An 18,700-nucleotide genomic window follows, 5' to 3' on the forward strand; every position below is an offset into this window, starting at 1 on the left:
GGTGCCGGACAGCGGCTCCCGTATCGCACGGGAACCGGGGGAAATCTTAAGACAAACTCTCCACGTCGTTCACGAGGGTGGCGGTGCACATCCGGCCGACGACGCTGTCGCGGGCGGCCTGCCAGTCGAAGGTGGCCTGCACGCCCTGCGGCCCGGAGATCTCGATGCGGGGACGCGGCAGGTAGACGGCGTGCACGGTGAAGGTGAAGCTCTCGCCGGACGGCAGGACGTAAGCGAATTCCATCTCGCAGGCCTCGCCGTTGATGGCCTGCGTCACCAGCGTCTGGTCGGCGAAGCGCACCTCGATCCGGCCGGTGAGCGCGGCGATGGACGGGTCGGCGCCGTCGATGCGGCCGTCCGCGCGGATGGTCTCGATCCGGTCGAGGTTGTTGGCATAGGTGATCTCCGCCGAGACCACATTGCCGAGGGCGGTGCCATTGCGGCTGATCGCCCCGTTGAAATGGCCGAAGCGCTTCAGCTCGAGCGCCGCCGGTGTCCCGGCGCTGGTGGTCGTGCCGACCGTCTCGCCCTGCGCCACCAGCCGCGCGGTGGCGGTCAGCAGGCCGGAGCGCTGCATCTGCCAGGTGATCTGGTCGAGCACGCAGCCCGAATACATCGCGTAGCGCGGCACCTCGGGCATGCCGGTCTCGATAGACATGCTGGGCAGCGTCCAGGACCCCGACTGGAACTCGTGGCTGTATGGCGCTTCCACGCCCGTGGTCGTCGGCGCACCGAACGCCGCCTTCAGCCAGAACCCGAAGGCCTCGGCGTCGAGCGGCACCACGACATCGCCATCCGCCGTCACCGCGTCCTTGATCGGCGCCAGCGGGTCGCGGCCATAGCCGAGCAGCTCCGAGTTCAGCAGCGGCTGCTCGGCGCCGAGCGACGTGCTGGCGAAGGGCATGCGGGTGAAGCCGCTCGCGGGCGGCGTTCCATAGGTCGTTTCGAACGCAAGCGCCATCAGCGCCCGCGCCCCCTGGGCTCGTGCCATGGTGTTCTCCTCGGGTTGTCGGGGTCAGGCCAGCTGGTCCGCCGTGGAATAGTGCAGGACGACCGGGATCACGGCGGCCTTCAAGCTCGCCGCGCCCTCGACGGGCAGATCGACGGGCCGTGGCGCTTCCGCCTCGACCCAGTCGCAGAGCCCGCCCAGCGTCCGGTCGGCGGCGAGCGCAGCGCCGATGCTGGCCGTCAGCGTGTCGAAGGCGGCGTCACGCGCCGCGCCCTGAACGACGGCCTCGATCTCGGCGCGGTGCTGGTAGTGGTAGCGCAGGGGCGACAGCGTCACCTCCGGCTCGCCCGGCTCGCCATCGCGCAGGATCAGCAGCCCCTCGGCCGGCACGCGCTCGGGCAGCACCTCGCCGCGGAGCGCGGTGGCGGGCAACGCCAAAAGACGTGCGTGCAGCGCCGCCAGCGTGGCCTCGCGTGTACTGGGCATGATGTCACCGAAGAAAATCCGAATGGCACAGCACCGGGCGTCGTCGCCCGGTCTTGATCGTAGGCCAACGACGGCGGACGTCCGCCGTCGATCAGACCGTGCCCGTTCCTTTGAAATTCTCGCACGAGTCAACGCCCCGAGCGGTCCCGGCCAGGAGGTCGTCGGCCAGCCTCATCAGTTCGTCCAAGCGCGGATCGCTCAACCGATACCGGACGAACCGACCGTCCGGTTCTCCGACAACCAGCCCGCATTCGCTCAGGCACCGCAGGTGGTTTGAGGCGTTCGACTGCGACAGGCCGGTGGCGCCAACGATCTCCCCAACCGAAAGCGGGCCGTCACGCAGAGCGGCCAAAATCGACATGCGCGAGAAGTCAGCCAAGCCGCGGAAAAGCTTCGCCCGCAACTCGACGACTTGAGCATCAGCCTGCTGAAGGATTCCGGTCTCGCTCGACATATCAGTCTGCAATGATATATAGCCTCGTCTGTCCACGGAAGATCGTAATGAGCGAAACGGCCACAATGAGCAACGCTGAGCACGCGCGCTACAGAGTCACCGGCATGGACTGCCCGTCATGCGCCGCGAAGATCGAGAAGGCGGTGCGGTCGGCCGGGGTCGAGGACGTGAAAGTCTCGACTGCCACGCAGATCATGACGGTGCATGTATCCGACCTGAGTTTGCAGCTGCCCGAAGTGGAGCGTGCGGTGTCGGGCATCGGCTACCGACTGGATCGGCTGGGCGGACCCGAAGCTGATCACGAGGGAGACATCGACGATCTTCCGAAGGACTTGAGCCATATCACCCCGGCCTACCGGCGTGCGCTGTGGATCGTGATCGTGCTGAACGTGGGCTACGGCCTCATCGAGATGGTTGGCGGCTTCATTTCCGGATCGCAGGCCCTGAAAGCCGATGCGCTCGATTTCCTCGGCGATGGCCTGATCACTTTCCTTGGGGTTCTGGCGATCGGCTGGAGCCTGGTCTGGCGAGCCCGTTCCGCTTTGATCCAAGGCTTGTTTCTCGGGGCGCTCGGTCTCGGGGTCCTCGCCAACACGGCCTACCGCGTACTGGTTCAGCAGCAGCCTGAAGCTGAACTGATGGGCCTGTTCGCCGTGATCGCGCTCGTGGTCAACGTGGTTGCCGTTCTGCCGTTGCTGCCCCACCGGGCCGGAGATGCCAACGTTCGGGCCGTCTGGCTGTTCTCGCGCAACGACGCCATCGGCAATGCAGCGGTCGTCGTGGCAGCGGGTCTGGTCGCCTGGACTAACACGGCATGGCCCGACCTCGTTGTAGCGGCAGTGATCGCCGGGCTGTTTCTGCAATCCTCGTGGTCGATCATCCGCGACGCGCGGGCCGATTTGCGGGTGGCCACGTGAGGCCACGCCGGTCACCGGGCTTCGGGCGCCGGATCGTGCAGGCGGCATCAGGACCAGAATACGATCTCTCGGCCGCCGAGATAGACGGGGCCTGTCAGGGCTCCAGATCCTTTTTCAGGCGCGTCCGACTATAGTTTCGCCTCCACCCAATTCGCCACGATCAGTCCCGGTACCGCGTCGTGCGCCCGCTCGGCATCCCTCGCCAGATCAAGCCGCTTCGGCAACTTGACCTGCGGTACCAGCAGGAAGATCGGCGCGGTGACCTTTCCGCGCCCGGTCTTCGAGCGCGACACCACCGCTTGGCCCTTCGTGTTCAACCGGCCCTCCGCCACCAGCAGGCTCGGTCCGGTGCGACGATAGACGAAGCGCAGGCGCAGGCCACGGCGGCGCTCCCATTCGCCGGGCGTGATCCGGCCGCCGCGTAGGGACTTGCCTGCGGCAGGCAGCGGGATCGCCAGCCAGAACCCGTTCTTCGAGCGGATCAGCGGACCGGTGTCATGGGCACCGACGATCACCGGCGCCTTGGACCAGACCAGCGCCGCGGCGTCGAGGCTCTCGCCCGACCTCGGGAAGGTCTGGCTCCGGATCGAGTTGGCGAGCCGGGTGCCAAGGCCCGCGCCGGTGATCTGCAACCGCCACGCGGTCTTCAGCCCGGTCCCGGCCTCGCGCATGGCGGCCGTGACAGCGCGCTCCCCGGCCGTGATCTCCGCCTGCATCATCGCGACGATGTCGGGATCGATGTCGAGATTCAGCTTCATGCAGGTATCAGATACACAGTCCAGGCTAGCCGCTCGCGGTCGCGGACGGGCTCGCCCTGGACCAGGAAGGCGTCGCCGTCGATCTCGAGCCTGTCGCCCGGGCGCGGGTTCGCCACCTCTGCGACCAGCAGATCGATGCGGGTCGTCTCGGACCAGAGCCGGGCATCGCCGAACTCGGTGACGGCGTCAGCACGCCGGGCGACGACGCGCACCAGTACGGGCGCGCCGCCGTCAGCGATGTAGACGGCATCCCTTCCGATGTTCGGATCGGCGAAGAGGGCACTGAGGGCGACCGCGAAGGCGGACATCAGGTCCGCCGCGCGCTGCGCAGCACCTGCGGGCGGGTGCAGATCGGCAGCGGATTGCTCTCGATCTCCAGCCGCACCCACTCGTCGCGATCACGATCGGGGATGGTACGTGCGTAGAGCGGCTGGCCGAGGGTGTTGACCGTCTCGAAGGTGTCGGCGGGCGCGTAATAGATCTCGAACAGCCCCTCGATGCCTTCCGGATAGAAGTACGCCTTGTCGGTCGGCACGCCGAAGCCGACGCCGCCCCTGTAGCGGCGGAAGGTGATGCCGCCGAAGCTGACCTCGTCGGCGACCCGGCCCCGCAGGTCGGCCGCCGCGGCGGTGTTGAGATAGGTCTCGCGCACCTCCTTGTGGGCCACGAGATCGGCGAAGAAGGCCGAGCCGCATTCGGCCCGGACCTGCACCGCACCGGCGGAGAGCCCGCCCATCGACTCTTCCACGCTCTCGATCAGCGCCTGGCAGCGCTTGCGCAGCGCCCCCGAAGCGGGCGTGGCGTTGTCGAGGTCGAAGTCGATCTCGGCGGCCGGGCTGATGCCGAACTCGGTGAAGTAGTTCACCACCGTGGCGTGGTCCTTCGGGTCCTTCACGATCCCCTGGATGCCGTTCAGGAGGTGGTACTCGAAGGTGGTCTCGGCATCCTGGCGAAGCTTGCGCAGCCGGTAGGCCACCTCGGTCTGGACCTGCTGGGTAGCAGTTTCCGATCCGAAGTCCCGCACGCCCTGGATCTCGGAGGCCCAGAGCACGTCATGCTTCTTGAACTGCCGGCAGACGAAGGCACGCATCTCGCGCCGGTCGGGGATCTGCTGCTCGTAGGCCGACCCGCGTTCCGAGAACGGGATCAGCGACAGCGTGCCGTCGCGGCTCTCGATCACGACGGTGCGGGCGCGCACGCCGCGTGGCGAGAAGAGGGCCGAGCCCGAGAGCAGCGCCGGTCGGAACGGAATGCTCTCCAGCGCGCGGGTGAGCTCGATGATGGTGAAGGCATCGCCTTCGAAGATGTCCATGGTGGCCATGGGAATGCCTCCGGTTCGGGAATGTCGGTGCGGCGCGGGCCGGTCAGCGGATCAGCGGACGAGGATGCCTGCGGCCAGGAGCGCCGCATGGGCTGCGGCGATCTCGCCCTCGCCGGGCGTGCCCGCGAAGACGAGGTCGTGGCGGTTGACGATGGCAGGGCCGCGGACGATCGCAACGGCCGGTACATCGCCGGCGCTCGCGTCGGCCTTTGCCCAGAGCACGGCGACGGCGGTCTCGGTGCCGTCGACGGCGGCGGGATCGTGCGCGGCGTATTTGCCTGACGCAGTGATCTTGCCCAGCACCGTGCCGGGCTTGAGCGTGCCCGCGGCGACGGCGATCGTCTCGCGGGTGTAGTCACGGAAGGCTTCCCAGACGAGGAATCCGCCGGGGTGTTTGCCTTCGACCAGCGTGGTCATGGTGTCATCCTTTCAGATTGAAGCTGCGGGCGACGATCTCGCGCCAGGGGCGCGCGGCCGAACTGCGCCCCGGCTGCGGGTGATGCGGGGCGATCTCGGGTTCGGCCTCCGCTTTCGCTGCGAAAAGGGCCATGCGCACCTCGTCGAGACCGACGTCCTGCGCGAGAAAGCGGCCGGCCATCTGCGGCTGGCCGGCGAGGCGACAGAGATCGACAATGGCGCGGGCATGGGCGATGGCCTCCGCCCGGATCGCCACGGGATCGGCAGGCGCGAGCATCGGTGCCGTGAGCGCGGCCGGCTCGGACGGGGCGAGGTCGGGTGGTGGACGGTCGGGGTCCGCCGCCGCGGTATCGGGCGCGTCGCGGGGCATGTCGGAAAGATCAACATGCCCCTGAGGCGTTGCTGCCCTGGCCGTTGTGTCGGCAACAGCGGCAGGTCCTGCGCCGCTGTCGGCAGCATCGTCGGCCACTCCGCCCCGGTCCGACCCGCCGTGCGGTACCGTCCCGGTCTCCGGAACCGCATCGTCCCGGGTGCCGCCGTCCGGCGCAGCGTCAATCGGTCCCTCTGCCTCCACCGCCTCGACCAGTGCGGGCGGGGCATTGCGGAACCGGTCGATGTCGAAGCGGGCGGCGATGCGGACCGGCTCGGCCATCCGGGTCGCAAGTCCGAGGGTCAGCGCGTCCCCGGCATCGAACCAGGTCTCGGCCGCCATCAGCGCGGCGATCTCCTCGCTCGGCCGGCCGGATTTCGCCGCATAGCCTGCGACCAGGCTGGCCTTTACCTTGTCGAGTGCCTCGGCCATGGCGCGCATGTCGCCAGCCGTGCCCATCACCAGCCCGGCCGGATCGTGGATCATCAGGAAGGCGTTCTCGGGCATGACGATCTCGTCGCCCGCCATCGCCACGTAGGAGGCCGCCGAGGCGGCGATGCCGTCGATCCAGACCGTGACCCGGCCGGCGTGACGCTGGAGCGCGTTGTAGATCGCGACGGCATCGAAGACCGACCCGCCCGGGCTGTTCAGCCTCAGATCGATCGGCGCCGCATCGGGCAGCGCGCCGAGTTCGGCGAGAAAGCCTTTCGCCGAGACCCCGTAGGCGCCGATCTCGTCATAGATCGCCACTTCCGCGCGTGCGTCCTCCCGGCCGCACCCCCGGGCGCGGATCGCATACCAGCTTGCCATGTCGTCACTCCTGTTCGGTGGCGGGATCAGTCGCCGCGGCACCGTCGCCCCTGTCCTCGCCGGTTCCACCGCCAGGCCGGGCCCGCGTCGCCGGTGTCGCCCGCGCGCCCTGCGTCTCGCCGGGGCTGGTGCGGTAGCGGAGCCCCAGCTCCGCGGCGCGTGCCGCATCGACGGCGTTCTCGCGATCCACTTCCTCGACGTCGTAGCCGGTGGCCTCGACCACCTTGCGCCGCGAGGTGATGCCGGCTTCCATCGCCAGCACTTGTGCCTGGATGTCCTTCAGCGGATCCACCCAGTCCCAGCGCGGCGGGATCCACTGCACCGCACGGAACCGGCTTGGCGCCGAACCGTAGCCCGGCAGGTCCAGCGCGCCCGATAGCACCGACGTGTCCAGCCAGCGCTGCCAGACCGTCCGACAGAACTGGTGTACGATCACGCCATGCTGCAGCTGGCCGATGCGGCGGCGGAACTCGACGAGCTCGGCGCGCAGGCTCGAGTAGTTCGCCTGCCGCACGTCGCCGGTGACCAGGTGGTAGGGCACCTTCGGCGGGCGGTTCGGACGCCGCCAGCCCATGAAACAGGGCTCGTGTTTCCAGAGGTAATGCGACCGGGTCAGGACGCCGCGGTCCTTCACCCAGATGATCTGCTGGTGCACGAAGGCGCCGGCCTTCTCCCAGCAAGCCTCGAGCATCGCCTGGCGGCGCGAGGCGTGCCAGCAGTACCAGGCAGCGTCCTCGGTGATCGCCTCAGCCACGGCGGCGGCAATGAACCCGTCGTAAAGCTCCGCCCCCTGCGAACTGTCGTCCCAGGTCGTGCCATAGGAGGCCGACCAGTCCTTGTTGCGGGTCGGATGGTTCGAGCCGTCGTAGTCGACGAGGTACGGCGGGTCGGTCGCGAACAGGACCGCGCGTTCGCCATTCATCAGGCGGCGGACGTCCTCGGGGTTCGTGCTGTCGCCGCACAGCAACCGATGCTCGCCGAGGATCCAGAGGTCGCGTGTGCGCGACGCGGGATTGCGGGGCGGTTCGGGGATGGTCACCGGCGGCACGGAGCCCCCGGCGCCACCTTCTTCACCGTCGTCTTCCGCGACGTAGGCCAGCAGCTTGTCGAGTTCGCCGTCCGAGAAGCCGACCAGCGACAGGTCGTAGTCGTCAGCGAGCAGGTCCTGTAGCTCGGCCGACAGCAGCGCTTCGTCCCAGCTTGAGAGTTCCGTGAGCTTGTTGTCCGCGATGCGGTATGCCCGCCGCTGCGCCTCGCTCAGGTGCCCCAGCACGATCACCGGCGCCTCGGTCAGACCGAGCTGCGTCGCCGCCAGCACGCGGCCGTGGCCCGCGATCAACTCCCCGTCCTCACCGACGAGGCACGGCACGGTCCAGCCGAACTCGGCCATGCTGGCGGCGATCTTCGCGACCTGGTCGGCCCCGTGCACCTTCGCGTTCTTCGCGTAGGGCTGGAGCTTGGCCAGCGGCCACATCTCGATCCGCTCGGGGGCGAAGGCGAGGGTCATGCAGGTTCCTGTCGATGGTCGATCGGTATCCGCAGGGTGGACTCCGGCGCGGCAGGGTCCACCGGCTTCCGGCTGGACTCCGGTATCCGCTGGGCATCCACCCCGGGCGGCCGGTCAGGTGTTTGAACTCAAGAGGGTTTCAGGCGTCGCGGGTGGACCCCGGACTCCGGTGGCTTCCCAAAAAATCGGCCCTGTCGCTGGCGATGTTTCGCGCCAAGCCCGCCAGCATACGTTTCGGCCCGAAAAGGAACCGGAAAACAAAGACTTGGCGGCCTGGACCCCTGCTGGACCCCGGAAGCCAGCCGCGGTGTCCACCTCGGGATGAGCGTCGGTTCGCCCGAGCGCACGACTCCGAGTATATCGCCATGGATAGCGTCAGAGGAGCGATCCGTCTCGCCGTCCGGTGTCTCGCCGGAAATTGTCTCGCGCGCATGTCGAGCCTTGACAGGCTCAGTGCGCCACCTGCGCCACGACGAATTCCATCGACCGCTTCCGCGGCACCTGCCTCCCGTTTAGCCGCCAGACGATGACCGCGACCCCGTACTGCCAGCGCCGGTTCGCGGTGGCGCGGCTGATGCCGAGTTCCCAGCAGATTGGCTTCCACGGCTTCCGGTTCGCCCGAAGCCAGAGCAGGCGCGCATCGGCGGGATCGAGCCAGCGCAGCCAGAGCAGAGCGTCCTCGGCCTGCGTGATGTCGCGCGGTCCGGGCTTCGGCCGGCGGGTTCGTGGCTCCTGGCCGACCTGGTCCGCGAAGCTGTGGAAGTACTCGGGCCAGGCGTTGAAGTAGCCCTGCGGCTTCACCTCGGGCAGCGACCGGAACACGTCGGCCGCGCTCTCAAGGCGGTCCTCGACCATGGTGGGCGTCCACTCAGCCATTCGCGGCCTCCCGGTCGCTCGCCCAAGGTCCATACAGCTTCTCGCCGAGCTGACGCACCAGTTCGCGCTCTGGCCAGGTCAGGCGATGGTCGTCGACGGATACGGCGAGCACACCCTCGTCATGCCAGCCATCGCGCTTCACCTGGTCGGGATCCCGACGCGTGCCGCCGTAGCCTTTCGGATACCACCTCATCCCAGGCCCCCGTTCGTCTCGATCGCCCAGTGCAGGATGGCGATCGCATCGGCCTCGTTGTCGTCCGCGGGTGAGAACCCTCGTGCTCGCGCCGCGGCGATCATCGCCTCCTTGGGCGCGTTGCCTTTGCCAGTCGCGTGGCGCTTGATCGTGCCGACCGGAACGCCCTCGTAGGGAACGCCCCGCAGTTCGGCCCACGAGGTCAGGGTTGCCATCAGCCCGCCATAGATGTGAGCCGCGTCAGTGCCGGCGTGGCGGCGGACTTCCTCGAACCAGATCGCGGCGATGGGGCCGGACATCCGGTCGAGTTCGGTCAGCCAGTTGGTGAACCGCAGGTAGCGCATACCGCCGCCGTCGAAGCGTCCGGGTCGGAAGCTGACCGTGCCGCTGGTGATCAGTCCGTCGTGGCTGCGGAGTGCCCAGCCGGTCGTGGTGCCGAGGTCGAGGGCGAGGATGCAGGACCGGGAAATCACGCCCGGCTCGGGGCGGATATCCTGTGCGGGGATCTGTGTGTTCATCGTGAAGGCTCACAAGCTGTGGGCCTTCGGCTTCGGTCACCGCAAGATGTAGCATTCGGCGGTCCTCGGCCAAAGCGAAAACGACCAGGGACGACGCGGCCGGCGACGATCGACGCGCTGCCCGTCCCGGTCCCAACCTCCGACCGTGTGGTCCCAACCTTCGAGGGGGTTGGGACAGCCCTTTATTGTTTTACTCCAATGACTTGAATGGATGTGGTCCCAACCTCGGTGTCCCCAACGGGGGTCCTTCTCTTTTCGTATAGAAAAACATGTTCCCGACCTTTTCCGTTCTCCCACATGAATGTGTAGCAAAAGGTTGGGACGACGGGGTGAGGTTGGGGACACCGTTGTTTTTGAACGGCTTTTCGTGTCCCCAACCCCCTCGGGGGGTTGGGACAAGGTTGGGACCACCGGGGAGGTTGGGACAGAACTCCACGACTAGCGCCGGGCAGCTTCAGACAAAACAGGATCCGGGCGAAGGGCGCGGAGCGGCCGTTGGTTCCGAGAGCGAGCTCACCTGGCACAGCATCACAGAACGGACATTTGACGATGCTCCGCTAACCCTTGCATACGACCTACGCGCCATCCACTATATCTGGATATCATTTGGAGCGTGCTTCCGATGCCAGAAGGCATTTGCAGGATCTTGAGCTTGGACGGTGGGGGAGCGAAAGGCTTCTATTCCCTCGGAGTGCTGGCCGAGGTCGAAGCGGTGCTCCCTCACCCCATTCACGAGAGCTTCGACTTGATCTTCGGGACAAGTACCGGCTCGATCATCGCCACGCTGTTGGCTACCGGAAAGTCGGTCGAAGAAATCCATTGCCTCTATCGAGAGCACGTCCCGCATATCATGCAAGCCAAGAAACCGCGCGAACGCACGCGGCGTCTTCGCGCCGTTGGGGAGAAGGTCTTCGGAGAGGATGGTTTCGACACGGTTCGCACTGGCCTTGGTGTCGTGACTACGAAGTGGCAACTCGAGACGCCGATGATCTTCAAGAGCATGCAGACCCAAGCACACGGCAGGCGCGCTACATTTGTTCCGGGCTTCGGCTGCACGCTCGCCGACGCGGTGGAAGCGTCTTGTTCGGCGTACCCGTTCTTTGAGCGCAAGATCGTGAGAACGAGCACAGGTAACGATGTTGAGCTCTTCGACGGCGGCTATGTGGCGAACAATCCCGCGCTCTACGCGTTGGCTGATGCCACCGGGCCGCTCGGGTTCGCACCGACTGAGTGCCGCGTACTGAGCATAGGTTGCGGGCAGTATGAACCGCTCCGGGTTTGCCGGAGGCTGATTACGATTAGTTATGCGGCCATGTCTTCGGCTTCCAGAGCCGCGTAGAAGTTTGCCTCTGCTTCCGCCGGAGGGATGTTCCCGATCGGCTCGAGCAGGCGGCGGTTATTGAACCAGTCGACCCATTCGAGGGTGGCGTATTCGACAGCCTCGAAGTTGCGCCACGGTCCGCGACGGTGAATGACCTCGGCCTTGAAGAGGCCGTTGATGGTCTCCGCCAGCGCGTTGTCATAGCTGTCGCCGACGCTGCCGACAGAGGGTTCGATGCCCGCCTCACCCAATCTCTCGGTGTATTTGATTGACAGGTATTGCGACCCGCGGTCGGAATGATGGACGAGCCCCGCGCCCTTGTCCGGGCGGCGGTCGTGAACAGCCTGTTCCAAAGCGTCGAGCACGAATCCTGCGTGGGCTGTTTGGCTCGCCCGCCAGCCGACGATCCGGCGTGCGTAGGCGTCAATGACGAAAGCCACATACACGAAGCCCCTCCAGGTGGCGACATAGGTGTCCGGCGAAAACTGAAGGAGATCTTTGATCGCGACGGCTCCAAGATCGCGGCCGAGGGCCTGTGCCGGATAGCCGAGCTTTACCGGATCGAGGCCGAGATCCGTGGCATGGACCCGGGCCAGCGGCTGTCGGCCCGCCAAGCGCGCAGTGCGCCGCTGATCGCCGCATTCGGGGAATGGCTGCAGCTGCAGTGTCGGCGCATATCGATGAGGTCGCGCCTCGGGGAGAAGCTGGCCTATATCCATCGTCACTGGGGCGGGTTGCAGACCTTCTTGCGCGACGGCCGGGTCGAGATCGACTCCAACAACGTCGAGAACCTGATCCGGCCGATCGCGCTGACGCGAAAGAATGCGCTCTTCGCAGGCCATGACGAGGGTGGCCGATCCTGGGCGCGCATCGCATCCCTGATCGCCACCGCAAAGGGCAACGGCGTCGAACCCTTCGCCTACCTCTAGGCAACCCTGGAAGCGGTGGCAGCCAGCCATCCTCAGGCAAAGATCGACGACCTGCTGCCCTGGAACTTCAACCCGTCAAGCTGAAACCAGGTGAGGCGGCGCCGCCGCTTACGAACATGATCATCTACGGAGTGGCGGCCTTGGCCGCCTGTCATCTTGCGGGCGTCATCCTGGGCGACCTGCTGGGGGTCCTGTTGGGCGTCCAGTCGAATGTGGGGGGCGTGGGCTTCGCCATGCTGCTCCTGATCCTGCTGACCGACTGGCTGCGCCGGACGGGCCGCCTGCCGCAGGCCTCCGAACAGGGGGTGCTGTTCTGGTCGGCCATGTACATCCCCATCGTGGTCGCGATGGCCGCCCGGCAGAACGTGGTCGCCGCGCTGGCGGGCGGCCCCTTGGCGATCATGGTGGGCATCGGCGCCACCGTCGCCTGCTGGGCGCTGGTCCCGGTCGTGGCCCGCATCGGCGGCCAGGACGAACCGCTGCCGCCCCTGACCGCGCAGGAGGCCTGATCCATGGAGATGATCGTCGAGGTTCTGGCCCGCAACGGCCTGGTCTTTGCCTTCCTGTTCGTGGGCGGCGTCATGTGGCTGTCCTATCAGCTGTCCGACCGGCTGACGGCGGGTCGGCTGCACGGATCGGCAGTGGCCATCATCATCGGTCTGATCCTGGCCTGGATCGGCGGCATGATGACCGGGGGCAGCCGCGGGCTGGCGGATGTGCCGCTGTTCACCGGGATCGGGCTGATGGGGGGCGCGATGCTGCGCGACCTGGCCATCGTCTCGACCGCTTACGGCGTCGACATGCGCGAGATCCGCAAGGCCGGCGCGGCGGGGGTCAGCGCGCTGGCCTTGGGGATCGTAGTGTCCTTCGCGGTGGGCGCGGCGATCGCGGCGGCCTTCGGCTATACCGATGCGGTCAGCATGGCGACGATCGGCGGGGGTGCGGCGACCTATATCGTGGGTCCGGTGACCGGCACCGCCTTGGGCGCCAGTTCCGAGGTCATCGCCCTGTCGGTCGCTGCGGGGCTGCTGAAGGCGGTGCTGGTGATGATCGGCACGCCGCTGGTCGCGCCGCTGATCGGGCTGAACAACCCGAAATCGGCCATGGCCTATGGCGGGCTGATGGGCACGACCAGCGGCGTGGCCGGGGGGCTGGCCGCGACCGACAAGCGGCTGGTGCGATGACGGCGACCTTCTTCACCGGGCTGGGCTGTCTGATGGGGCCGTCGGTCCTCTATCTGGCGCTGCTGGCCGTGACGGGCTGACCGTCTCGACCGCCAGCACCACGAGGCCCAGCCCCGCGGCCAAGGCCCACAGATGCCACAGGATGGGCGAGATCTCGGGCAGGGTCGCGCCCATCTGCGTGACCCGCACCAGCCCGTCGATGGCCGCCGTCGACGGGATCAGCTGCGCCAGCGCGTTGAGATGGGCCGGGATCGCCTCGACCGGCCAAGCGAAGCCCGACAGGAAGAAGAACGGCATCCCGAGCGCCAGCAGCACGACCTGCACGACCTCGCCCCGCCGGAACAGCGCCGCGACCAGCTGCGCCAGAAACCCGGCCGCCAGCAGGAAGGGCAGGCCCAGCATCATCAGCGCCCCCGGCCCGCCCAGGATCGGCAGGCCATAGAGCACCGGCAGCACGATCAGATAGACCGGCAGCAGCCCCGCCCAGATGGCCAGCCACGCCCCCGCCCGGCCCAGCAGCCGCCAGACCGGATGGCCGGGCAGCGGCCCGCGCCGGGTCGCAGCCAAGGCCAGCCCCATCATCATCGTCTGCTGCAGGATCAGCACGAAGGCCGCGGGCAGCACATAGGTCGCGTAGCCCGCCGCGGGGTTGAACAGCGGCACCTCGATCTGGTTCGCGGGGCTGACCTGGGCGGTGGCCACGGCGCGGGGCGTGCCTTGGGCGATCAGGCGCCCGGCCTCGACCTCGGCGCCCATCTGGCGCAGGGGGACGGCGGCGCCCTGCATCACGCGCTGATACATCAGGAAATAGCTGGCATCGGCATAAAGCGCGACGGGGCTCTGATCGCCGCGCAGCAGGGCGCGTTCGAACCCGTCGGGGATCAGCATGACGCCATAGGCGCGGCGTTCATGGACCAGCCGCGTGGCCTCGGCCATGTCGGGGGCGAGATGGGTCAGGGCAACGGCCTCCGACGCGTCCACCCGCCGCGCCAGATCGGCCGATGCGGTGCTGCCGTCCTGATCGACCAGCACCACCGGCACGTCACGCAGCAGTTCGGCCCGATAGGGCAGCGGATAGATCACCGCATAAAGGATCAGCGCCAGCAGCACGATCATCCGCACCTGCTTGTCGCCCAGCACGGCGGCCAGTTCCGCGCGAAAGGCGGTGGCAAGCGGGCTCATGGCGCGGCCTCCTGCCGGGCCAGGCGCGACAGCTGCGCCAGGATCAGCGCCGCCAGAACGCCCGCGATCACCGCCAGCCACAGGACCGACATGGCGGATATGTCCAGCGGAGTCGCGCGCAGCGACTGGTCGATGCGCAGCTGGACATACCAGGTGCCGGGAATGGCCGCGCCCCAGGCCTGGGCCAGGGTCGACATCGCCTCGCGCGGGAAACCCAGCCCCATGAAGCCGAAGGCCGGCGCGGTGATCAGCGCGATCATGCTGGCCGCCCGGCCCATGTCGCGGGTCAGCACGAAGGCCAGCGCCCCGATCATCTGCGAGGCCAGCACGAACAGCACCGCCCCCAGGGCCATCAGCCACAGCGACCCGCGCAACGGCACCGCCAGCCAGCCATACAGCGCCACATCCGACAGGCCCAGGATCAGCAGAAAGATGACCGTATAGGGCAGGATCTTGCCCAGCATCGCGGGCAGGATACCGCCGCCCATGCGCATCAGCACGCGCGGATGCCGCCCCGGCCCGAAATCCAGCGACACCGCATAGGCGGTCGCGGCGGCGGCGATGATCTGCAGGACCGTGGGGATCAGCGCGGCCAGCAGGAAATGCACATAATCAAAGGCCGGGTTGAACAGCGCATGCGCCTGCATCGGGATGGGCTGCAGCGCGACCATGGCCTGCACGGGCGCCTCTCCTTGACCCTGGCGCACCGACAGGCGCAGGCCCGCCAGCGCCGTGTCGATGGCATTGCGGGCGCCGCGGGCGACCAGCGATCCGGCGCTCATGTGCTGGTTGTCGTAGAAGGTCACGATCTCGGGGCGCGCGCCCCGGGTGATGTCGCGTTCCAGATCGGGCGGCATCAGGACCGCGCCGCGCACCGCGCCCGAGACGATCAGCGACCGCGCCTCGGACAGGTCCGAGGCGCGATGGGTCACGGTCAGTTCGGGCGCCGCATCCAGCATCCGCGTCACGGCCCGCGACAGGTCGGATCGGTCCAGGTCGATCACCGCCACCGCCATGCCCGTGGGAATGCCCGCGCGAAAGATGCCGCCCAGAACCAGCAGCATGATCAGCGGCAGCACGATCACCAGCCACGCCAGCGCCGGGCGGCGCGGCAGCAGGCGGATCTCGCGCGCCATGACGGCCAGCATGGCCCTAGCGGTCCAGCTGGATCAGCGCGGACATGCCGGGGCGCAGACCCTCCAGCGGTTCGACGGGCCGGGCGCGCAGTTCAAAGCTGCGCAGGTCGAAATCGCCCGTCGCGCGGGTGGCGCGCCAGCTGGCGAACTGGCCCTGCACGTTGATCAGGGTGATCTCGGCCTCGGCCTCAAGGTCCAGGGCGGGGATGCGGATCGTCAGCCGGTCGCCCATCTCCAGCCCCGCCAGCAGGTCCTCGCGCAGGTTGAAGGTGAACCAGGCCTGGTCCAGATCGACGATGGTGAACAGCGGCGCGCCGGGGCCGACATTCTCGCCCAGCTCGATCATCCGGCCCGAGACCTCGCCGGACCGGGGCGCAAAGATCTCCAGCTCGTCCAGATCCGCCTGGCGTTGGGCCAATGCGGCCTCGGCCTGGGCGACCTGGGCGGCCGCGACATCGCGTTCCTCGGGCGAGGCACCGGCGCGGGCCAGGTCCAGCTGCGCCTCGGCGGCCTCGACCCGGCCTGCTGCGGCATCCAGGTTGCGCGTGGACTGGTCCAGCGCCGCCTGCGGGCGCAGGCCCTGCTGCGACAGGCCCGTGTCGCGGCCCAGCTGCTCCTCGGCCAGGCGCAGATCGGCCTGGGCCGCGGCCAGCTCGGCCTCGCGGGCGCGGATCACCTCGGGGCGGGTGGCGCCGGCCGCGGCCTCCGAGGCGCGGGCGACCTCCAGCCCTGATGCTGCGGCGGCATGGGCGGTGACCAGCTGCGGGTTCGACAGTTCGGCCAGCAGCTGGCCGCCCTCGACCCGCTGGCCCAGATCGGCCTCGATCCGCGTGACCCGGCCCGAGGTGCGGGCCGAGACATCGACCCGCGGGGCCGCGACCTCGCCCTGGATCAGCAGGGGGCCGGGGCGCGTCGCCCACCAGACGGCACCGATGACCAGCCCGGCCAGAACGGCCAGGACCAGCAGCGGCCGAAGGGATCGGCGGGGCGCTTGGGCAGGTTTCATCGGTTCGGTCCCTGACATTCGACTGAGGGCCAGACTACGCCCGGCCCGCGCCGGGGACAATTCGAAAGCATGCTTGCGAAAAGCAATTTTCATGGGCGTTGTTGGGCATTGTTGCAGAACTCGGCGTCGGAGCAGGGCTCTCCCTTACCCATTAAGCTCAGGCCAGGCGCTTGATTTCGGCGGTGCCGGGTGCGTTGAAGCGGTTCATGAGCGCGACGCGGATGTAGATCTCGGCCGCTTGTCTGTCGGGGTCTTGCGAGGCGATGCGCTTACCGAAGGATTTGAGGCAGCGCATCCTTGCCTCGATCCGACTTCGGACGTGATAGCCGGACCAGACCTTCCAGTTCGCCCGACCGAAACGTTTGGTCGCCCTGAGGATGTCGTTGCAAGCGCGAGCGGCAGGGCAGTCCTCTTTCCAGAGGCGACCATTCTTCCGGATCGGGATGATGGCCGTGCCGCCACGGTCCACGATTGCGGTGTGGCATCGCCGGGTGTCGAAGGCACCGTCGCCGGTCACGGTGCCGACCAGCCCCTCCGGCGGAATCTGCTTCAGAAGGTCAGATAGCTCACGACCGTCGCCTTCGCGGCTGGAAGTGAACTCCACCGCCCGAATGTCGCCGGTGTCTGTATCCATTGCCAGGTGGACCTTGCGATACTGGCGCTTGCGGTGGGTGCCATGCTTGTGCGCCAGCCATTCTCCATCGCCGAGAAACTTGATCCCGGTGCTGTCCACCAGCAGGTTCAGAGGACCTGGTGCGCGCCGGCAGGATATCTGGACAGTGAGGGTTTTTTGTCTGCGGCTCATGGTGGAGAAGTCCGGCACGGGCCAGTCGAGCTCGACCATCTCCAGGATGCTGGCCACCGTTCCGGTTGTCTGCCGAAGCGGCAGCCCGAAGAGCACCTTCACCATCAGGCAGAACTGGATGGCCGCATCCGAGAACACCGGCGGGCGACCACGACGACCCGCCTTGTTCGCCAGCCACACCATGTCCTTGTCCATCCAGATCAGTGGCGATCCACGCCGCCTCAAAGCCTCGTTGTAGGACTTCCAGTTCGTCATACGGTAGCGGGCAGCCTCAGGTTTGCTCATGCCGAGACGCTTACCGTGGCCCCCGGCTGCAGTGTATCGGCGACCACCCGAGCCTTCACCTCATCCGGCCACCGCCGATGACCAGAGGCATAAATCTCCACGCCCAGGGAGGTGAGAAACGAATTCTTGGCACACATTGCGAAACGCACTCCCTATCAGCCGATGAAAAGGACTTCGCAGCAGCGCGTCAGCCACGCAACGTGGGGTTCAGACGCCGTGTGTGGACGCCCCCGTTGATGCAAGTGGTATCTTGAGCGCGATCGGGCATGTGATCAGGTGCGGTCGTGTGTCCGGCCTCGAAGATGCGGCCTGTCATGCGCCGCGGGCCCTTATGGAGATATGCAGGTCAGGACCAGTTCGCTTACCCGCGCTCGGAGGCGCATCGGCGTCAATGATGGATCTCCCAACCCGGTCTCGTGACCGTTTGCCCTTACGTTCCCTCGCTCCCTCTCACATCCGGCGACAACCCGACGACACCGGCCTATGCGGCCGCCATCGCCGAATCCTTGTAATCCTCCTCCTTGCGCAGCATCGCCCAGGCTGCGCGCGCCATGCGATTGGCCAGTGCCACCGCGACAAGCATCTTCGGCTTGCGGGCCAACATCCGGGCAAGCCAAGAGCCGTCGGGTGCGCCTTTGCGTGCCGCCCATCGCACCACGGCAACGGCCCCGACGATCAGCAGCCGGCGAATGTCGCGCTGGCCCATCTTCGACGTGCGGCCAAGTCTGTCCTTGCCGCCGCTCGAATGTTGTCGCGGCGTGAGACCGACCCATGCAGCGAAGTCCCGGCCCTTGGAGAAGGTTTCCATCGGCGGCGCAAAGGTGGTAATCGCAGCAGCAGTCACAGCTCCCACGCCCGGGATTGTCGTCAGCCGCCGCACAGTGTCGTCGGCAGTTGCGCGCCTGCGCAACTCGGCATCAAGATCAGTGATCCTCTCGGACAGACCGGCGATCTGGTCCAGCAGAAGGCGCGCGAGGTCGCGGACGGCGGCTGGCAACGTGCCATCCTCTCCGTCGATGATGGCTGCAAGGCGCCCAACGTGTGCAGGGCCGGTGGGCGCAACAATGCCCTGCTCGGCGAGATGGCCGCGCAGGGCATTGATCGTCTGCGTGCGCTGCCGAACCAGAAGATCCCGGGTGCGGTAGGCCATCGCCGCAGCCTGCTGGGTCTCACTCTTCACAGCAACAAAGCGCATGGTCGGACGCGACGCTGCTTCAGCAATGAACTGGCCCCCGTTTCGACCGGACACTTGGGCATAACCATGGAGGCTCAGGCA

Annotated in this window: 20 protein-coding genes and 3 pseudogenes; 5 read left to right on the forward strand and 18 right to left on the reverse strand. The window is 67.5% G+C overall.

The features are described 5' to 3' along the window. Positions 1-46 precede the first annotated feature (46 nt). The 3 genes from FG154_RS18530 to FG154_RS18540 all read right to left on the reverse strand — a co-directional run bounded on the left by FG154_RS18530 (position 47) and on the right by FG154_RS18540 (position 1,889). Positions 47-991, reverse strand: a complete 945-nt coding sequence (locus FG154_RS18530; RefSeq protein ID WP_145111162.1) for a phage tail tube protein — start codon at positions 989-991, stop codon at positions 47-49. 24 nt (positions 992-1,015) lie between these two features. Next, a complete protein-coding gene (locus FG154_RS18535) occupies positions 1,016-1,435 on the reverse strand; it encodes an acyl-CoA transferase (protein WP_144864467.1) in 420 nt (139 codons plus the stop codon). A gap of 91 nt (positions 1,436-1,526) precedes the next feature. Then, entirely contained in the window at positions 1,527-1,889 is a 363-nt protein-coding gene (locus tag FG154_RS18540) for an ArsR/SmtB family transcription factor (protein ID WP_013654510.1), read from the reverse strand. 47 nt (positions 1,890-1,936) lie between these two features. Between FG154_RS18540 and FG154_RS18545 the strand changes: the two genes are divergently transcribed. Further along, positions 1,937-2,806, forward strand: a complete 870-nt coding sequence (locus tag FG154_RS18545; protein ID WP_013654509.1) for a cation efflux transmembrane domain-containing protein — start codon at positions 1,937-1,939, stop codon at positions 2,804-2,806. Positions 2,807-2,934: 128 nt separating this feature from the next. Here FG154_RS18545 and FG154_RS18550 read toward each other — a convergent pair whose 3' ends face one another. The 9 genes from FG154_RS18550 to FG154_RS18590 all read right to left on the reverse strand — a co-directional run bounded on the left by FG154_RS18550 (position 2,935) and on the right by FG154_RS18590 (position 9,576). Beyond that, entirely contained in the window at positions 2,935-3,564 is a 630-nt protein-coding gene (locus FG154_RS18550; RefSeq protein ID WP_036731875.1) for a DUF6441 family protein, read from the reverse strand. Beyond that, on the reverse strand, positions 3,561-3,872 hold the full coding sequence (locus FG154_RS18555) for a head-tail joining protein (protein ID WP_036731877.1): 312 nt from the start codon (positions 3,870-3,872) through the stop codon (positions 3,561-3,563). The genes FG154_RS18550 and FG154_RS18555 overlap by 4 nt, the downstream gene beginning before the upstream one ends. Beyond that, a complete protein-coding gene (locus tag FG154_RS18560) occupies positions 3,872-4,885 on the reverse strand; it encodes a major capsid protein (RefSeq protein WP_145111165.1) in 1,014 nt (337 codons plus the stop codon). The genes FG154_RS18555 and FG154_RS18560 overlap by 1 nt, the downstream gene beginning before the upstream one ends. A gap of 51 nt (positions 4,886-4,936) precedes the next feature. Continuing rightward, a complete protein-coding gene (locus FG154_RS18565; protein ID WP_145111168.1) occupies positions 4,937-5,302 on the reverse strand; it encodes a head decoration protein in 366 nt (121 codons plus the stop codon). A 4-nt stretch (positions 5,303-5,306) separates the two neighbouring features. After that, positions 5,307-6,482 (reverse strand): head maturation protease, ClpP-related, encoded by a 1,176-nt coding sequence (locus FG154_RS18570; RefSeq protein WP_145111171.1) that lies wholly within the window; start codon positions 6,480-6,482, stop codon positions 5,307-5,309. 4 nt (positions 6,483-6,486) lie between these two features. Beyond that, positions 6,487-7,989, reverse strand: a complete 1,503-nt coding sequence (locus tag FG154_RS21560; RefSeq protein WP_246100429.1) for a ParB N-terminal domain-containing protein — start codon at positions 7,987-7,989, stop codon at positions 6,487-6,489. 450 nt (positions 7,990-8,439) lie between these two features. Further along, on the reverse strand, positions 8,440-8,865 hold the full coding sequence (locus FG154_RS18580; RefSeq protein ID WP_145111176.1) for a DUF6362 family protein: 426 nt from the start codon (positions 8,863-8,865) through the stop codon (positions 8,440-8,442). After that, entirely contained in the window at positions 8,858-9,058 is a 201-nt protein-coding gene (locus tag FG154_RS18585) for a hypothetical protein (RefSeq protein ID WP_145111178.1), read from the reverse strand. Before FG154_RS18585 ends, FG154_RS18580 begins: the two co-directional genes overlap by 8 nt. Continuing rightward, complete coding sequence (locus FG154_RS18590) at positions 9,055-9,576, reverse strand: crossover junction endodeoxyribonuclease RuvC (RefSeq protein WP_145111180.1); 522 nt, start codon at positions 9,574-9,576, stop codon at positions 9,055-9,057. Before FG154_RS18590 ends, FG154_RS18585 begins: the two co-directional genes overlap by 4 nt. 622 nt (positions 9,577-10,198) lie before the next feature. Between FG154_RS18590 and FG154_RS18595 the strand changes: the two genes are divergently transcribed. Beyond that, positions 10,199-10,915 (forward strand): patatin-like phospholipase family protein, encoded by a 717-nt coding sequence (locus FG154_RS18595; protein ID WP_145111185.1) that lies wholly within the window; start codon positions 10,199-10,201, stop codon positions 10,913-10,915. Here FG154_RS18595 and FG154_RS18600 read toward each other — a convergent pair. After that, positions 10,879-11,379 (reverse strand): annotated as a pseudogene (locus FG154_RS18600) (IS3 family transposase); the annotation flags it as partial. The gene FG154_RS18595 and the pseudogene FG154_RS18600 overlap by 37 nt on opposite strands. Here FG154_RS18600 and FG154_RS21925 point away from each other — a divergent pair. From FG154_RS21925 to madM, 3 genes and pseudogenes are all read left to right on the forward strand, one after another. Beyond that, positions 11,374-11,910 (forward strand): annotated as a pseudogene (locus FG154_RS21925) (IS66 family transposase); the annotation flags it as partial. The pseudogenes FG154_RS18600 and FG154_RS21925 overlap by 6 nt on opposite strands. Before the next feature lie 32 nt (positions 11,911-11,942). Beyond that, positions 11,943-12,335, forward strand: coding sequence for a malonate transporter subunit MadL (gene madL / locus FG154_RS18610; protein WP_145111186.1), 393 nt, complete (start codon positions 11,943-11,945; stop codon positions 12,333-12,335). 9 nt (positions 12,336-12,344) lie between these two features. Next, positions 12,345-13,090 (forward strand): annotated as a pseudogene (gene madM / locus FG154_RS18615) (malonate transporter subunit MadM). Here the strand turns inward: madM and FG154_RS18620 are convergent. The 5 genes from FG154_RS18620 to FG154_RS18645 all read right to left on the reverse strand — a co-directional run. Next, the gene (locus FG154_RS18620) at positions 13,023-14,192 is read right to left on the reverse strand and encodes an ABC transporter permease (protein WP_145111187.1); all 1,170 of its coding nucleotides are present in this window, start codon (positions 14,190-14,192) and stop codon (positions 13,023-13,025) included. The pseudogene madM and the gene FG154_RS18620 overlap by 68 nt on opposite strands. Further along, positions 14,189-15,340, reverse strand: a complete 1,152-nt coding sequence (locus FG154_RS18625; RefSeq protein WP_145111189.1) for an ABC transporter permease — start codon at positions 15,338-15,340, stop codon at positions 14,189-14,191. The genes FG154_RS18620 and FG154_RS18625 overlap by 4 nt, the downstream gene beginning before the upstream one ends. Positions 15,341-15,344: 4 nt before the next feature. After that, positions 15,345-16,334 (reverse strand): HlyD family secretion protein, encoded by a 990-nt coding sequence (locus FG154_RS18630; protein WP_145111192.1) that lies wholly within the window; start codon positions 16,332-16,334, stop codon positions 15,345-15,347. A 157-nt stretch (positions 16,335-16,491) separates the two neighbouring features. Next, entirely contained in the window at positions 16,492-17,424 is a 933-nt protein-coding gene (locus FG154_RS18635) for an IS5 family transposase (RefSeq protein WP_145111195.1), read from the reverse strand. A 481-nt stretch (positions 17,425-17,905) separates the two neighbouring features. Continuing rightward, positions 17,906-18,700, reverse strand: a 795-nt coding sequence (locus FG154_RS18645; RefSeq protein WP_145111198.1) for an IS110 family RNA-guided transposase, incomplete at its 5' end; no start/stop codon positions are given.

Source organism: Cereibacter sediminicola (assembly GCF_007668225.1).
Lineage (GTDB): Bacteria > Pseudomonadota > Alphaproteobacteria > Rhodobacterales > Rhodobacteraceae > Cereibacter_A > Cereibacter_A azotoformans.

Coding starts and splice junctions, on each gene's coding strand:
- FG154_RS18535 (WP_144864467.1), bottom strand. CDS start 1,435: ATGCCCAGTACACGCGAGGCCACGCTGGCGGCGCTGCACGCACGTCTT.
- FG154_RS18555 (WP_036731877.1), bottom strand. CDS start 3,872: ATGTCCGCCTTCGCGGTCGCCCTCAGTGCCCTCTTCGCCGATCCGAAC.
- FG154_RS18550 (WP_036731875.1), bottom strand. CDS start 3,564: ATGAAGCTGAATCTCGACATCGATCCCGACATCGTCGCGATGATGCAG.
- madL (WP_145111186.1), top strand. CDS start 11,943: ATGATCATCTACGGAGTGGCGGCCTTGGCCGCCTGTCATCTTGCGGGC.
- FG154_RS18570 (WP_145111171.1), bottom strand. CDS start 6,482: ATGGCAAGCTGGTATGCGATCCGCGCCCGGGGGTGCGGCCGGGAGGAC.
- FG154_RS18630 (WP_145111192.1), bottom strand. CDS start 16,334: ATGAAACCTGCCCAAGCGCCCCGCCGATCCCTTCGGCCGCTGCTGGTC.
- FG154_RS18565 (WP_145111168.1), bottom strand. CDS start 5,302: ATGACCACGCTGGTCGAAGGCAAACACCCCGGCGGATTCCTCGTCTGG.
- FG154_RS18625 (WP_145111189.1), bottom strand. CDS start 15,340: ATGCTGGCCGTCATGGCGCGCGAGATCCGCCTGCTGCCGCGCCGCCCG.
- FG154_RS18530 (WP_145111162.1), bottom strand. CDS start 991: ATGGCACGAGCCCAGGGGGCGCGGGCGCTGATGGCGCTTGCGTTCGAA.
- FG154_RS18540 (WP_013654510.1), bottom strand. CDS start 1,889: ATGTCGAGCGAGACCGGAATCCTTCAGCAGGCTGATGCTCAAGTCGTC.
- FG154_RS18595 (WP_145111185.1), top strand. CDS start 10,199: ATGCCAGAAGGCATTTGCAGGATCTTGAGCTTGGACGGTGGGGGAGCG.
- FG154_RS18635 (WP_145111195.1), bottom strand. CDS start 17,424: ATGAGCAAACCTGAGGCTGCCCGCTACCGTATGACGAACTGGAAGTCC.
- FG154_RS18560 (WP_145111165.1), bottom strand. CDS start 4,885: ATGGCCACCATGGACATCTTCGAAGGCGATGCCTTCACCATCATCGAG.
- FG154_RS21560 (WP_246100429.1), bottom strand. CDS start 7,989: ATGACCCTCGCCTTCGCCCCCGAGCGGATCGAGATGTGGCCGCTGGCC.
- FG154_RS18590 (WP_145111180.1), bottom strand. CDS start 9,576: ATGAACACACAGATCCCCGCACAGGATATCCGCCCCGAGCCGGGCGTG.
- FG154_RS18620 (WP_145111187.1), bottom strand. CDS start 14,192: ATGAGCCCGCTTGCCACCGCCTTTCGCGCGGAACTGGCCGCCGTGCTG.
- FG154_RS18580 (WP_145111176.1), bottom strand. CDS start 8,865: ATGGCTGAGTGGACGCCCACCATGGTCGAGGACCGCCTTGAGAGCGCG.
- FG154_RS18545 (WP_013654509.1), top strand. CDS start 1,937: ATGAGCGAAACGGCCACAATGAGCAACGCTGAGCACGCGCGCTACAGA.
- FG154_RS18585 (WP_145111178.1), bottom strand. CDS start 9,058: ATGAGGTGGTATCCGAAAGGCTACGGCGGCACGCGTCGGGATCCCGAC.